Genomic DNA, 14,516 nt, shown 5'->3' with positions numbered 1-14,516 from the left:
ATGAAAAATATTAAAATATATATTTTTTTGTTATCCATATCATTTAGTATATCAGGGTGCAATTATGTAGATGATTATCAGGATGATCCTAATCGTGTCATACATGTCAGCCCCGACTTTTTACTTCCGGGAATACAAGTGTCTGCTTTCAAAAATATTGATGATAGAGCAGCCTTAGCTTCCAGACACTTAGCTTATATAAATGGATTAAATGTTTACCAGTATTATAACTGGCAGAGAGGTTCATTTCAATTATATGATAATATAAAACAAGTTGAAAAAATGGTTGAAGAAGCCGGTCGTTCAGGAAGTCAGGTTTATGTATCCCTGGCACGTTTTTACAAAGCCTATTATTTTGTTTCCTTAACTGAAACTTTTGGAGATATACCTTATAGCGAGGCCGTTAAACAAGGGGTTTCTTATCCAAAATACGATACACAAAAAAGTATATATAAAAATGTGCTGGAAGAATTGAAAGCAGCAAATCTGGAATTATCAACAGTTACAAATCAAATAAGTGGTGATATAATTTACGGTGGAGATGTCTTAAAATGGAGGAAATTAATAAATTCATACAGACTAAGAATCCTTATGGATTTATCCAAAAGATCAGAAGATACAACCCTGAATGTAAAACAGTCTTTTGCCGAAATAATAAACAATCCCTCAGAAAACCCTATCATGGAAAGCCATAGCGATAGTGGTTTACTAAATTTCTATAACCAGGCGAATAATCGTTATCCCTATTTCAATAGCAACGAATTAAAAACAGCTTTTTATATGGAACAGAGTTTTGTTGATAAACTCAAATTATATAAAGATCCCAGACTTTTTAAAATGGCTGAAAAGAAAACCAATTTAGCAGGAATAGATAATTCTGACCCGTTTAGTTATTACGATGGACTGTATGGAAGTGGTGATTTAGGAGCAAATTCCGAAAAAGCATCCTCAGGACTTGCATCCAGAATACATCCCAGGTATTTTGATGATCCGGTAAATGAACCGGGCATTTTAATGGGATTTGCAGAATTGCAGTTCATTCTTGCAGAAGCAGCCTTTTACGGATGGATAAATAGGGATGTAAATACATGTTATGTAAACGGTATAAAAGCATCGATGAATTTTTATCATGTAGAAAATTCTGATGTAGAAACATATTTAGAACAACCGGTTATAAAGTTACAGTCAGGAAATATACTTGAGCAAATCATGAATCAGAAACATATAGCTTTATTTTTTAATACGGGCTGGCAAATATTTTATGACCAAAGAAGAACCGGTTATCCTAAATTCAATACTGATGGATCCGGAGCCCTAAATGGTCGTAAAATTCCTCAAAGGTGGATGTATCCATCCAGTGAAATTACAAACAATAATACCAATCTTGCAAATGCGATTACCAGCCAATATCCCGGAGGAGATGATAGTAATGGAGTTATGTGGATACTTAAATAAAAATTCAACAATAAAATTTATAATAACCGACCTAATACATATTAAAATGAATAAAAAAATTATGACAATTCTTCTGGTTTTATGTGTGCTTTTCGCAGAAGCACAATCTGGTAAACCGAAATTAAGATTTGCTTTTATGACAGATATCCACCTTAATTATAAAAATAAAGGGAATTGTTTTGAAGGGTTTCAGAAAGCTCTAAAAAAGGTTGAAAAATCTAATGTAGAATTTATCCTTTTAGGAGGAGACTTAGTAGACGTAGATAAGCTGAATAAAAATTACAATAGAGCAGATAGTTTATATACAGCATTTAAAGCAGAATTAAATAAATCCTCTTTAAGTATTTATCCTGCAATAGGTAACCACGATCGTTTTTTTGATGAGGAAAAAGGATATACAAAAGGAGATGAGCTTTTTAATAAACATTTCAAACAATCATACTACACTTTTGAGAAAAAAAACGTTCGATTTTTTGTTTTAAACAGTGTTCAGACAGGCGATAAAGAAGGATATTATTATAACAAAGAACAAATAAACTGGTTAAATGATAATTTGAAAACTATTTCTCCAGAAACTCCTATTATAGTGGTGACTCATGTACCTATATATTCACTTTACTATCCTGTAGTTGAAGGCAGATATGTATTTCTGGACGTTGTAAATAATTATAAAGAATTACTAGAAGCATTCAAAGGATACAATCTTAAACTTGTTCTTCAGGGACATCAACACTTATATGAAGAAATATATTCTCAGGATGTTCAATATATTACTGCAGGAGCTATTAGTGCAGCTTGGTGGTATGGGCCATTTTATGGTACAAAAGAAGGATTTTTAACTGTAGATGTTGATTCTGCAAACAAAATAAAATGGGAATATATTGACTATGGATGGAAACATACTATTGAACCCTGATTAGAAGTAACATTTAGTACTATCTAAAAAAGGGTGAATCGTTGGATTCATCCTTTTTTATTCCAAGGTTTGTTCATGTTATCGAACCATCAAAGCTTGTATTCAATTATTTAATTAATAAAATTATTTGAACTAAAAAAATATCCATGAATTATTCCATGTAATTGTTGTAAAGTAAGATCCAATTATTGTGAAAAAAGTAGTTCCAGTCAGCTTCCGCTAGATTTACATCAGGATCAATAAATCGATGAAACGGATGTCCATTGACAGAGATAAAGCTATCAGCATAAATATCTACAATTATACCCTTTTTATAAAATTCATGTTTAATATACTGAGCGGTTTGCCAAATATAATCCGGGTAACAGTTAGCTTTATAAACCTGTTTATCAGTCAGTAAATCATATAGGTTAAAAGGAATGGTTTCTTTAGTTGATTTATCAATAACTTTATAATGAGTATTTCCGCTTTTTTGTCTGAGCATCATTCTCCAGCTAAGTCTGTGTCCTTCCTCTGTCCAGAAAACATCACCCTTAATAAAATAATGGCGAAGAGGTAGAAAAAGCTGAATTAAAAAATAGACTCCAAAAAGATAATAAAAATATCGGGGTTTATAGCTGGAATAATTTTCATTACTGACCCAGGGCCGTTTTCTGAAAAATATTTTTTTAATAGTTAACGGTGGATATACAAAAATAACAAAACTTAAAGCTAGATATGGAAATATACCTACCTGAAGAATGAAAGAATTGGAAAGATGAAATATTAAATTTGCAAGTAAAGCAAATGTCCTTGTTTTTTTCCATAACAATAAAGGAATTACTAGACCGTCAAAGAGTATCCCCAAATATGCTACTGGAAGATAAAACCACTTTTCTGTAAAATATTTACCAATTATAGGAAAATCAGTTTTATCGGAATAAAGAAGGCGGGTAAACGTCCCGTCCAGCCAGTCTGGATATATTTTGGCTAGAGTCGCATAAAAATACAAAATAGCTGCCTGAAAAATTAATAAAACTGAGCACCACTGAGGCATAGTATATGAGCGCAATCGTTTATTTTTTTTTGAATCCAAGGAACAATAAGCATTTGCTGGTAAAAATAACATAAGAGAGCAAATCAGTATTAAAAAATAATAATGATTATTATAAGCAGTTTTTTGCATTAAGTACTGGGATGTCCATAGTAAGGTGAAAAAAAATAAAGATATACGATAATAATATCCAACCATAACCATAAGACCTAAAATACCCATTACAATAAAGTAATAATACATTCCGTTTCCTGGTAAAGGGTGCAACCACTCAAAACCTATGAATGGAAAAAATACTTTAGGGGTGATAAAATTATTTTTAACCCACCCTGTAAGTATGGCACCCCAGGTTTCTGCAGTCAATAAAAAACCAAAAAATATTCGAAAGACAATAAGGGATGAGTTGTCTATTTCAAGAAACAATTTTTTTGAAAAAAATTTCACAGAAGTACATTTATAAATCACACAAATATACTAATATTAGACTACGAAAATAGTAAAGTAAAGTATGTTTACTTTATCACAATAGAAAGATAAATTAGGTATATTTGTGTGCGTATATTGATTTATCTAAAAGCAAATAAGATGAATTATAATCTGGAGATACAGAGGCTTCTAATTAAAATAAGTCAGGAAAACAACTCCTCAGAAAGAAAATTATTACTGGGCAGAGCTATAGAAATAGCTGATGATAATAATGATTTATTTGAAGGAATAGATTTGCGATATCAATTAATGGAAGAAATGGAAAGTGCAGATGAAAGGATTTCGTTATTAAAGCAATCAATACAGTTGGCAGACTCGCATAACGAAATTCAAGAGGCTTTTGACTTAAGAATACAATTAATAGAAGAGGAAAATGATACCTCGCATTGTACAGATAGTTTTTCGGCTATGGCGTGGCTGTTGGAAGCGGTAGATAATTATAAAGAATTGTTTAATGAAGAAGACATACTGTGGCAATATAAATGGTTGGCGGTATCGTCAATTGATAATTCATCAATAAGCTATCAGCAAATTCAAAATATATTACAAGATTTAAAAACTAGATTAGAGAATAATGGTTTTGGATTGGGAGGGTATTTTGTTCCTGAATTGATGTGGAGGGAAAATATAGGAGATATATATGGAGCAATGAATATAATTAAAGAACGTGATAGATTAGGAAGGGATGGTATGTCAGATTGTGAAGCCTGCGAACAGAATGCAAAAATTAAAATTAAACTAATGAATGGGAATTTTGATGAAGCTCTTTCTGATATGAAAGAAATGCAAATGAAAAAATTATTTTGTGCCGAAGTTCCATTTAATACCTATTGTAATTTAGCCTATTATTTAAATAAAGGAAATCGCCCGGAAGCCCGGTTTTATTTTAATAAAGCATTGGGAGAATTAAAATCAGATAAAAATACTTCGGCCATATCCGATATATCAAAATTAATTAATTACAGTGCAGAACATAACAAACAGTTAGCTATATCTCTTTTCACTAAATATGCGCATTGGCAATTAAATGCTGAAGATAAAATAAGCTTTGAAGTATCTTTAAACTTTCTTAAACTATTTAAAAAAGATGAAGATATTAAATTGGAAAATTTGAGACCTTCTTTTCCTTTTTATAAAGAAAACGGTCTATACAGGACACATGTTTTTTTTGACTACTATAAAAAAATAGCAGAAGATTTGGCTTATAAATTTGATGCCAGAAATAAAACACAAAATTATAATAAACTATTACTTGAAGAATTATCGAGATTATAAGAACTTGAAGCATTATGAATTACAATCTGGAACTGCAGAAAATAGAACTCAAACTAAAAGAGGTAGTAATTATCGAAGATAGAATAGCTTTGCTCAAACAAGCTATAAATATAGCTGATGTAAATAATGATTTAGACTGGGGTTTTGATTTTCGTTTGAATCTGATAGCTGAAGAAGTAAACACAGCTCGTTGCGTAGAAAGTTTTTCTGCCTTTTCGTGGATATTAGATACTTGGGAGAAAAATCAGGATTTGTTTAGCGAAAATGAATTTTTATGGGAATATAAATGGATGGCTAATGCATCTTACAGAAATGTAAATATATCCAGAGAGCAAGTAGAGAAAATTTTGGAAGATTTAAAGCTGAGGATGCAAAGAAACGGCTTTAGCCTTAGAGGGTATTATAGTGTGTTAATAGCTTGGAATCAATTTTTAGGAGATAGTAAACAAGCGGAACATTTTATAGAATTGAGAGAAGCAGAAGCCAGAGATGATATGTCACATTGCCCGGCCTGTGAACTTGATACTAAAGTCGTAATGGAGCTTTTAAAAGAAAATTATGATGAAGCTATTGTTCAGGCTCACGATTTAATTAATAAAAGAGTTACCTGTGCTCATATGCCTTTTGTTACCTTGTGCGAATTGTCTTACTACTTGAACAAAGCAAAAGATCCGAGAGCTCATACTTATTATGAAATGGCTATAAAGGAATTAGAATTGATAGATAAGTCAGATAGTTCTGTTTTGTCAACCGTTTCATTACTTATAAATTACATGATCGATAATGACAGGAAGAAAGGGCTTGAATATTTTGAAAAATATTCGTGCTGGGAACCTGAGGCCGAAGATTCAATTCGATTTACATTTTCTAAAAATTGTTTACGATTATTTGAAAGTGATAAAAATCAAAAAATGAATCTCAGCCCTAAGTTTCCCTTATATAATTCAGATGATTTATATAATTTCAAACAATTGTATATATATTATTTTGAGCTTGCAGTAAACCTTGCAGATAAATTCGATAAAAGAAATGGAACTGATTTTTTTAAAAATAATCTGTATAAAGAAATTAATAAATAATACACATAAAACTTTTTTATAAAAAATAAAAGCAACCGTACGGTTGCTTTCATTTTTTATCCATGGCAAACCAAATTACCATGAATTGCTCTCAAAATTATATTTACTATACAAAAATATTAATTAATTTTTATATAATAAAATTTTATTTCAATTTAAATTATTATTTATTAATTATATATTTTAATATGATAATATAATATTATTGTTTGTTAAAATAAGATTAAGTATAATTATTTGAAAATAAGCTTTTTATATATATAGAGCGTTTCCTTTATAAGAATATTTTATTTAATAACCTTAGCTTATTATTATCAAAATTATAGGTATTAATTAATGTCCGTGTGGTATGAAGTTTGTAACATTCAGATTATTAAATAAATAAAAAATGGACACTAAATCTAAAAAACAAGTTTTATATCAATTTTCAACTATTAATGCATTAATGAGTGGTATAATTAAAGGCAATTTTAAAGCAAAAGACGTATTAGCTTGTGGTAATTTCGGGCTGGGATGCTCGGATGGTATGTCAGGAGAAATTATTATTGATGGCGAAATGTTAGAAGGCAAAGACAATCATGAACTAAGAGAATTAAAAAATACAGATTTGTTACCTTTTGCCCAAATTACGACTTTTAATCCGGAAAAGTCTTTTCAGGCAACGCATTTAAACAAATCTAATTTACATGAAAAATTATCACAAAATGTGTTGTTGGATAATGTTTTTTTAGCTGTAAAAATTGTTGCAACATTTAATAAAGTTGTTATCAGAACCCCTAAAGATGGAGGGGAGAATTATAAAGATGGAAGTGAATTTGCGCATAATCAATTAGTCAGAACGTTTGAGAATAGCAGAGGAATACTTATCGGTTTTTGGAGCCCGGAATTTTTTGAAAATGTTTCTGTAGCAGGATTTCATCTACACTATGTAAGTGAAGATAAGAAAGTGGGAGGGCATGTTTTCGAATTTGATTGTTTAGAAGCCGAAGTATTCTATGAAACTAAGTTTAATTTATCACTAAAATTATTTAATACTGAAGAATACTTGAAAAAGGATTTGGATAATGATAAAATGATGGAAATGGTTAAAAATGTTGAAAAATAATACAAATCAGAATTACGAGCTATAAAATTTTAGCTCGTAATATTTTTTAATGAAAGCCTAATTTAAAATGATAAATCAGATAAACCTCTAAGGTGTAATAAAAAAAATATAAATAGTAAAATAGTGAAGGTTAATAAAATGTTTTCTTTTTTTAATTTGAAATTAAAAAGTTTTGTAAGTGTCTTCATGATATAATTGTGTAGTACAAATTAACGGAAATTTTAATATTAATATACATTAATATTATAAATATATTTAATACAATTATAAAAAAAATAAAATAAAATAAAAGTCTAAGTGTTAATTAGTTAGATAATAAAATTGAATTATTTTGTTAAGTGAGAATCTTTAATAATATCTTTTCTTGATTTCAATTTTTTTCTATCAATTTTATATTGGTTTTCTAATTCTTCTTTCTTTAATTTTTTTTCCTCTTTAGATAAATTTGTATTATTTTCAATGTTATTTTTATTTACTTTATAACTGTTTTCTAATGTCTCAAGTTGGGATTCTAAATAATCATTATTTTGATCATTCACATCTCCCGACCAGTTTTCTGCAATTTTTCGTTGTTCAGCGTTCAGGATTTTTAAAATCTCTTCTTTACGCTCATAAGCTAATTCTCTTTTTCTTACTCCCTTTTCATATCCAGTTATATTTCTGTTTCTTCCCACTTCTTCAAATTTACCTCTGTATTTTTGGTATATTTCTTTTATTAACTGGTCTTGAGATGAAGATAACTGTAAATCAGATATGGGTAAACTCTGTTCTTCTGTACTCTCATTTTCAATTAAAGATGAATTTAAAGAATCTTTAGGAGGATTTGTAGATGATTTTTCACCACAGGAAAATAAAAAGATTGATAATAATAAAAATGTGAAACTGCTAATTTTAAAGGTATTCATAATGAAATTCATAATTTGCACTTCTACTTCTAATTTTGTGCCATAAATAAATATCTTTCAAATAGTGTATATAAAAACATAAATTTTTTTATAAAACATAATTTATGATAATATTATTTTATTATTATGTATTTGATTTATAAATATTTAAACGCATATAAAATATAATCTATATTCATATAAATTTTTTTTATAATAAATTAACAAAAACATAAAAAGAATGTATCAAATTTGTATATAAGTAAATTTTAACTTGAATTAAAGTTAAAAGATTTCAATCAATAAGAATTATACGAATTAATAAGTTAGTAGTTTGGCCCTTTTTTTAAGGGTCTTTTTATATGCGGATTATTTATACATTAACTTCAAATGAAATTAACAATTAGTAAGGTTATACAAAAAACTCTAAAAGATAAATATTGTTGCTGATATTTACAATCATATAAGTCTTTACAATCCTGTAAATAAATTTCATACTTTTTTTAATTTTCAGTAGAAATAAAAGCTGGTTTTGATTTCTTTAAATTCCAAAAATCATTTTTTTCTGCTTTGTAGTATAGTATTTATCTTAGCTTTAAAAATAGCAACATCTTTATATTCTATTTTTAAAGTAACATAAATAAATAGCATAAATAAGATATTACCTACCAAAGTTCTCACTATTATAGAATTACTTAAATAATAAGAGAGTAAGCTTAAAATTGTACTTCCTCCTATATAAAAAATCAGTTTACGATGATTGTAAGGTATCGAGTAATATTTTTGCCCCCACAAATAAGAAATTAACATCATAGTGAAATATGAAAATAACGTAGCATATGCACAAGCCCAATAACCAAGATTAGTATATTTTAATCCTAAATAATTAAACAAAATAGTTATAAAAGCACCTATACAAGATATTAAAGCTCCATAATGTGTTTTGTCAGAAAGTTTATACCAGATAGATAAATTGAGATAAATACCAAGGAACGTTGAACCTATCAATAAAATAGGAACTACCTTAAATCCACTCCAGTAATCAGTGTTGCGAATATATAATCTACCTATCCAATCAAGATTAGCTACTAAAAAAAGAAGGATAACTGCACTGAAAATAGAAAAATATTTCATCAGGGTTGCGTATGTTTTTCCAGAATTTTTTTCTCCGGCATGAGAAAAGAAAAAAGGTTCAACTCCCAATAAATATGCAGTTTTAAACAAGGTAATAAAAGTTGCAATTTTATAAACGGCACTATATATACCCATCTCTATTTCTGCCTTTCCTTCCGGAAGCAAATACTTAATAAACTGGCGGTCCATCGTTTCATTAATAATTCCGGCCAGTCCGGCAATTGTGATGGGCCATGCATACGTTAGCATTTTTTCCCATAAAGAAGTATCAAATTTATAAGAGCCATTAAGTATGGTAGGCAATAAGGCTGCAAAAGTAATAATACTGGCAATCAAATTTGCTGCAAAAGCATATCCTATACCATATTCAAAGTTATAAATCTTTATAAAAAATCCACTTCCCCATCCATTATTGTTAATTTGATTCGGAATCCAGAAAATCAAAATAACAGTTAACAAAAACATCACAACCGAATTCATAATTTTTAAAGAAGCAAAATGTATGGCTTTGTTCTCAATTCTCAATTTAGCAAACGGAACGGCTGACATTGCATCAGCAGCAAGAATAAAAAGAAACCAAACCAGAAAATTTACTTCGTCCGGATGTTTAAAAGCTTTGGCTAACGGTTGTCTGGCACTGATTCCAAAAAACAAAAAAGCGATCGAAACTATAAAAACAGAAGTAAGTGAAGTGTAGTATACTGTATTCTGACGAGAAGCATTATCTTTAAATTTTTGAAAAAAACGAAAAAATGTAGTTTCCATTCCGTGAGTAAGCAGTACAGAAATAATTCCAGCAGCTGAATAAAAATCAGCATAAATGGAATATTTTGCGGGTCCAAAAGCTTTAACTAACATGGGGGTCAGTATAAAAGGAAATACTCTTACAAGTACATTGCTTAACCCATATATAATTGTCTGGCTGAATAATTTTTTATACAAGTATGTCTTTTTTTACTAATTGCTTTTAATGGAAAGTTAAAATTCGTCAAAACAATTAAAATTAATTACAAATTTAATAAATTTGATTAGGTTTATATCAATACAGATTAAAAATCCAAAATGAAAAAAATATATTATCTTCACGGTTATAGGACATCCGGAAAAAAATTCGAATGCATAAAAGAATTTTATTCAGATTTTCCAGATTTCCAACCCATATATTGGGAGTGGGATGAATATATGAACATACCGGAATTTTTAACACAAAAAGTAAACATCTTAAAAAATGAAACTTTCCCGCATATTCTTATGGCAGACAGTATGGGAGCAAATTTAGCCTGGTATTTAGTTAATGAGTTTCCAGATTTGAAATATGTTATGACCAATCCGGTATTTTCTGCCGAGCAAATTAAAGATCAGTATAGAATATTACCGGATATGAGAAATAAGATATTCAGTGCTACCTACGAAAATATCGTAAATAAAAATGTAAGTCTGATAATCTCTAAAAATGATGAAACCCTTGATTCAAAATATTATAAGCGCATTTTTGATGAAGCGGTAAAAGTGAATATCATTGAAGATGTTCATGCAATCATTCATATAAAAGAGTATATGCCCATGATTCATCAGTTAGTTGAAGAAGCATTTACATCATAAATTAAATCATAATCGAAATTCCGCATTAATAAAGAAATATTGTTCGGCATCTCTTCGCGCATAATTTAAATTCCTGAAATTAGGAGCTAATTTGATTTGCTTGATAGGGCAAAATTCGAAACCGAACATCAGTAATTGACCGTCAAGCTTACTCCAGTATGACTTACTTGTAGAAGGATTGGAAGAATCAGCCCAGTCGTACCGGGCAAAAGTTCTCCATTTAGGAGCAATTTTTAAAGAGCCGTAAAAAGAATAGCCGTAAAAATCTTTGCCATTTACAAAATCGCGATTAAACTGATGGTTATATTCTGCTCCGGCAGAGAATTTTGGATTTTGATAGCCTAAAAACAAAGCAACATTACTCTGGTCTTTAGTACTTAAAGAATCCTTAGACTTGTTATAATAATCAGCATATACTCTGAATAAAGTGTTTTTCAGGGGTTTTACACTTATTCCGGCAGCATAACGGGCATTATTATCAGATTTTATTTTCTTATATCCCTCACCATTAGTTAAACTAAAATCAACTGATATCTTCGGAGTTATGGCATATTCAGCTGTAAAACCTAAATCAACACTCGGAGCCATACTGTTCATATCCTGAAAAGATTTGGCTACATATCGATGAGTCCAGTAGTTTTCCTGAATGCTGAACTGTAATAATCCGGTCAAACCAGCATGCACGTTAAACTGTTTATCTTTCCAGCATAAATAAGCATTTCGAAGGTAAGGTTCCAGCTTTCCGGAAGAATTTTTCCCTGAAGCTCCATCTAATATGACCACACCTTCCAAACCGGGCAATATTTTATAACTGTATCCCAAAAATGCCCGAGTAATATTAAAACCGCTTTCATTTTTAAAGTTATTGCTATAATCCAAAAATCCTCTCGCAATTACATTGCCGCTAGGTTTAAAAGCAGATTCTTCTTTTACTTCCTGGCTGTTAACAAAAGAAAGTTTTATAAGTAAAAGAAAGGCAAAATAATAATTTAGTTTTTTCATTTTTTTATAGTATTCATTTCATATAACTTCCTGTTTCTTAACAGGAACGTAGTAATTAATTTCTGAGGCAAATCTAAGGAAACCAAAAAAAATAATTATTTCAATAGTAATTAAGATTTTGTTACGATTGTAATTGATCTATATGAATACCTGATTTATTGAGGGTTAATTTCAGGATATATGCTAAAATAAATATATACTTTATTTTAATACTGGATAGGGTAGATTATGGAATTGGAAATTAATTATTTTTTATTTTTTGCCAGTAATCAGAATTTCAATCATTTTTTATTAAAAGGTTAAAATATGATGGTAATTATTATACAATTCAGAAGCTTGAGTAAAAATAGAATTTAAATTGATTGAATGAGAATATTTGTTAATCTACATAAAGAAAATTTTTAAACGAATGAATAATATGTGTAATTTTATTCGAAAATATTACATCAACAATAAAATTTTGACAGATGCTGATTCTAAATATGAAGAAAATGTAATCAAAGATAAAAAATGGAAATAAATAAATATAAATTAGGAATTAGTTTAGGGGGTGGGGGAGCAAAAGGATTTGCTCATTTAGGAGCCTTGCAGGCGCTTAACGAAAGAGGTCTTTATCCGGATGTGATTTCCGGTACCAGCGCTGGAGCTTTTGCAGGAACCTTATATGCAGACGGTCATCAACCTGAGGATATTATTTCTTTTTTTAAAAAAAGTACTTTTAATAAGTTTGCTAAGTTTTCTATGCCTAAAGGAGGGATTTTTAAAAATACACCCTTTCAATCCTTTTTAAAAAATAATTTAAAGGTTCAAAACTTCGAAGAATTAAAAACTCCCATATATGTAGCTGCCACCAATATTGAAGAAGGGCGGGTAGAATTTTTTAATACCGGGCCCATCATTCCTGCGGTTATTGCTTCTTGTTCTGTGCCTGTTGTATTTACCCCGGTGGAAATTAATAATAAATATTATGTAGATGGAGGTTTGTTAAAAAAATTTCCCGTATCGGTCCTCAGAGAAAAATGTGATAAAATAATAGGGATAAATGTGAGCCCCTTTATAAAAAACCCATTTAAAAATTCATTAACATACATTGCAGAACAGTCTTTTCATTATATGTCCAATGCAAATATGATGCAGGATAGGAAAATGTGTGATTATTTAATTGAATCTGACGTGTTGTCCAAATATAGTCTCTTTGATTTAAAGCATGTGGAAGAAATTTTTGAAATGGGGTATAAAATTACCCATCAGTTTATGGGAAAACACGAAATAAAACTTAAAAATGATTTTCCCGATTTTATTTAAGTGTAGATTTTAATTATAGATATTTTAGCCATTCAATATTTTTATGTTCAGATTTGTATTTGGAAAACCACTTAACGAAAGGATATAAAATAAATGCAATAACTATAGTTGTGGTCCATAGTTGCCATACATGAGTAAAACCAAAAAAATCACCCTTATTTTTACCCCATACAGCAACGCAAAGGAGATATAAAAGTTTGAGAAAATACAGATGTACAATATAAAAAAACATAGGAACGCTACCCAAAACCAGTAGAGGTTTAAATTCCAGCTTAGAACTTAGTTTTTCAAATCCGAATAGTAGAAAAAAAGCAATAGATAGAGTAAATAACAGAAACAATAAAGATGGAGGATATTTGGTAATATTAAAAAAGCTCATAAATGTCAACCACGAAGAATCAAAATTCATCCAGGGCTTATCACCGTAGACGTTTATATATCTTAATATTAAAAATAAGGATAGGGAAATAAATCCTGAAATTAGTAAAAAACGTTGTCTGAATACGGGTTTTGTCGTTTTCTTAAATAAAGGGCCTAGGCAGTATCCCAGACTTATAACCCCGATCCACGGAAGGATAGGATAGGAAGTTCGTATGTTAATCCATCCCCAGTTTAGCCAGCTGCGATCATGTAGAATGGCCCAGGGCGTATACCAGGGAGAAGATTTGTCAAAGTGCAACGAATCTAAGGTATTATGTCCAAAAATTAGAATCAAAGCCAGTATAAGTAACAACTTTTCCGGAAGCCAAAGCAAAAGGGATAAAGAAATCATACTAAAGCCTATAGCCCAGATTACCTGTAAATATATTTTATGTGGAGGAAATTCACCGGTCCAGCCAAAATTGATTACTATAAGCTCTAATAAAATGAGAAAAACACCTCTTTTAAAGAGAAATAAAGAAATTTCTTTTCGTGAGCCACCCCTAGCCTGACCGTATAAAAAAGCAGAAAGTCCGGTAAGTAATATAAAAACAGGAGCACAGATATGGGCAAGCATACGGTTGAAAAACAAAGGGAAACTTACCGTTTGAACATCTACAGGGTCACCCATCTGTAGATGCAAAAAAAACGTTTCTCTAACATGATCCAACAGCATAAACAACATAACCAAACCTCTAAGCATGTCTATAGAAGTTATCCTTTTTCTGAGAATTACTTTTTCCATATCAAGTCAAAGTAATAAAATCCTTTTATCAATTCCAAGAAAAATGGAATAAAATTTTAAACGTATAACCTGTTG

At 29.8% G+C, this 14,516-nt stretch carries 12 protein-coding genes; 7 read left to right on the top strand and 5 right to left on the bottom strand.

All coding sequences use genetic code 11. The features are described 5' to 3' along the window. Together EOV51_RS01480 and EOV51_RS01475 are read left to right on the top strand one after the other, a co-directional pair. Entirely contained in the window at window positions 1-1,455 is a 1,455-nt protein-coding gene (locus tag EOV51_RS01480) for a SusD/RagB family nutrient-binding outer membrane lipoprotein (RefSeq protein ID WP_128149135.1), read from the top strand. A 46-nt stretch (window positions 1,456-1,501) separates the two neighbouring features. Then, window positions 1,502-2,371 (top strand): metallophosphoesterase family protein, encoded by an 870-nt coding sequence (locus EOV51_RS01475; RefSeq protein ID WP_164875222.1) that lies wholly within the window; start codon window positions 1,502-1,504, stop codon window positions 2,369-2,371. A gap of 151 nt (window positions 2,372-2,522) precedes the next feature. Here EOV51_RS01475 and EOV51_RS01470 read toward each other — a convergent pair whose 3' ends face one another. Further along, the gene (locus tag EOV51_RS01470; RefSeq protein WP_128149131.1) at window positions 2,523-3,848 is read right to left on the bottom strand and encodes an HTTM domain-containing protein; all 1,326 of its coding nucleotides are present in this window, start codon (window positions 3,846-3,848) and stop codon (window positions 2,523-2,525) included. A 141-nt stretch (window positions 3,849-3,989) separates the two neighbouring features. Here EOV51_RS01470 and EOV51_RS01465 point away from each other — a divergent pair, with 141 nt between their 5' ends. From EOV51_RS01465 to EOV51_RS01455, 3 genes are all read left to right on the top strand, one after another. Continuing rightward, window positions 3,990-5,165 (top strand): hypothetical protein, encoded by a 1,176-nt coding sequence (locus tag EOV51_RS01465; protein ID WP_128149129.1) that lies wholly within the window; start codon window positions 3,990-3,992, stop codon window positions 5,163-5,165. A gap of 14 nt (window positions 5,166-5,179) precedes the next feature. After that, a complete protein-coding gene (locus tag EOV51_RS01460) occupies window positions 5,180-6,244 on the top strand; it encodes a hypothetical protein (protein ID WP_128149127.1) in 1,065 nt (354 codons plus the stop codon). Between the two features lie 388 nt (window positions 6,245-6,632). Next, entirely contained in the window at window positions 6,633-7,349 is a 717-nt protein-coding gene (locus tag EOV51_RS01455; RefSeq protein WP_128149124.1) for an acetolactate decarboxylase, read from the top strand. Between the two features lie 326 nt (window positions 7,350-7,675). Here the strand turns inward: EOV51_RS01455 and EOV51_RS01450 are convergent, their stop codons facing one another. Both EOV51_RS01450 and EOV51_RS01445 read right to left on the bottom strand, forming a co-directional pair. Next, window positions 7,676-8,254: a hypothetical protein gene (locus EOV51_RS01450; protein WP_128149122.1), complete on the bottom strand. Its 579-nt coding sequence runs from the start codon at window positions 8,252-8,254 to the stop codon at window positions 7,676-7,678. A 534-nt stretch (window positions 8,255-8,788) separates the two neighbouring features. Next, on the bottom strand, window positions 8,789-10,309 hold the full coding sequence (locus EOV51_RS01445; protein WP_128149120.1) for a lipopolysaccharide biosynthesis protein: 1,521 nt from the start codon (window positions 10,307-10,309) through the stop codon (window positions 8,789-8,791). A 120-nt stretch (window positions 10,310-10,429) separates the two neighbouring features. Between EOV51_RS01445 and EOV51_RS01440 the strand changes: the two genes are divergently transcribed. After that, the gene (locus EOV51_RS01440; protein ID WP_128149118.1) at window positions 10,430-10,969 is read left to right on the top strand and encodes a hypothetical protein; all 540 of its coding nucleotides are present in this window, start codon (window positions 10,430-10,432) and stop codon (window positions 10,967-10,969) included. A 6-nt stretch (window positions 10,970-10,975) separates the two neighbouring features. Here the strand turns inward: EOV51_RS01440 and EOV51_RS01435 are convergent, their stop codons facing one another. Continuing rightward, window positions 10,976-11,971: an outer membrane beta-barrel protein gene (locus tag EOV51_RS01435; RefSeq protein WP_128149116.1), complete on the bottom strand. Its 996-nt coding sequence runs from the start codon at window positions 11,969-11,971 to the stop codon at window positions 10,976-10,978. A 510-nt stretch (window positions 11,972-12,481) separates the two neighbouring features. On the opposite strand from EOV51_RS01435, the gene EOV51_RS01430 reads away from it, so the two are divergent. Then, on the top strand, window positions 12,482-13,276 hold the full coding sequence (locus EOV51_RS01430; RefSeq protein WP_128149114.1) for a patatin-like phospholipase family protein: 795 nt from the start codon (window positions 12,482-12,484) through the stop codon (window positions 13,274-13,276). 13 nt (window positions 13,277-13,289) lie between these two features. On the opposite strand, the gene EOV51_RS01425 is transcribed toward EOV51_RS01430, so the two are convergent. Beyond that, window positions 13,290-14,441 (bottom strand): DUF1624 domain-containing protein, encoded by a 1,152-nt coding sequence (locus tag EOV51_RS01425; RefSeq protein WP_128149112.1) that lies wholly within the window; start codon window positions 14,439-14,441, stop codon window positions 13,290-13,292. Between the last annotated feature and the right edge of the window lie 75 nt (window positions 14,442-14,516).

It is taken from the genome of Apibacter raozihei (assembly GCF_004014855.1).
In the GTDB taxonomy this organism is placed as follows: domain Bacteria; phylum Bacteroidota; class Bacteroidia; order Flavobacteriales; family Weeksellaceae; genus Apibacter; species Apibacter raozihei.
The sequence above is the reverse complement of the archived record's forward strand: the minus strand, read 5'-3'. Positions and strand labels throughout refer to the sequence as shown.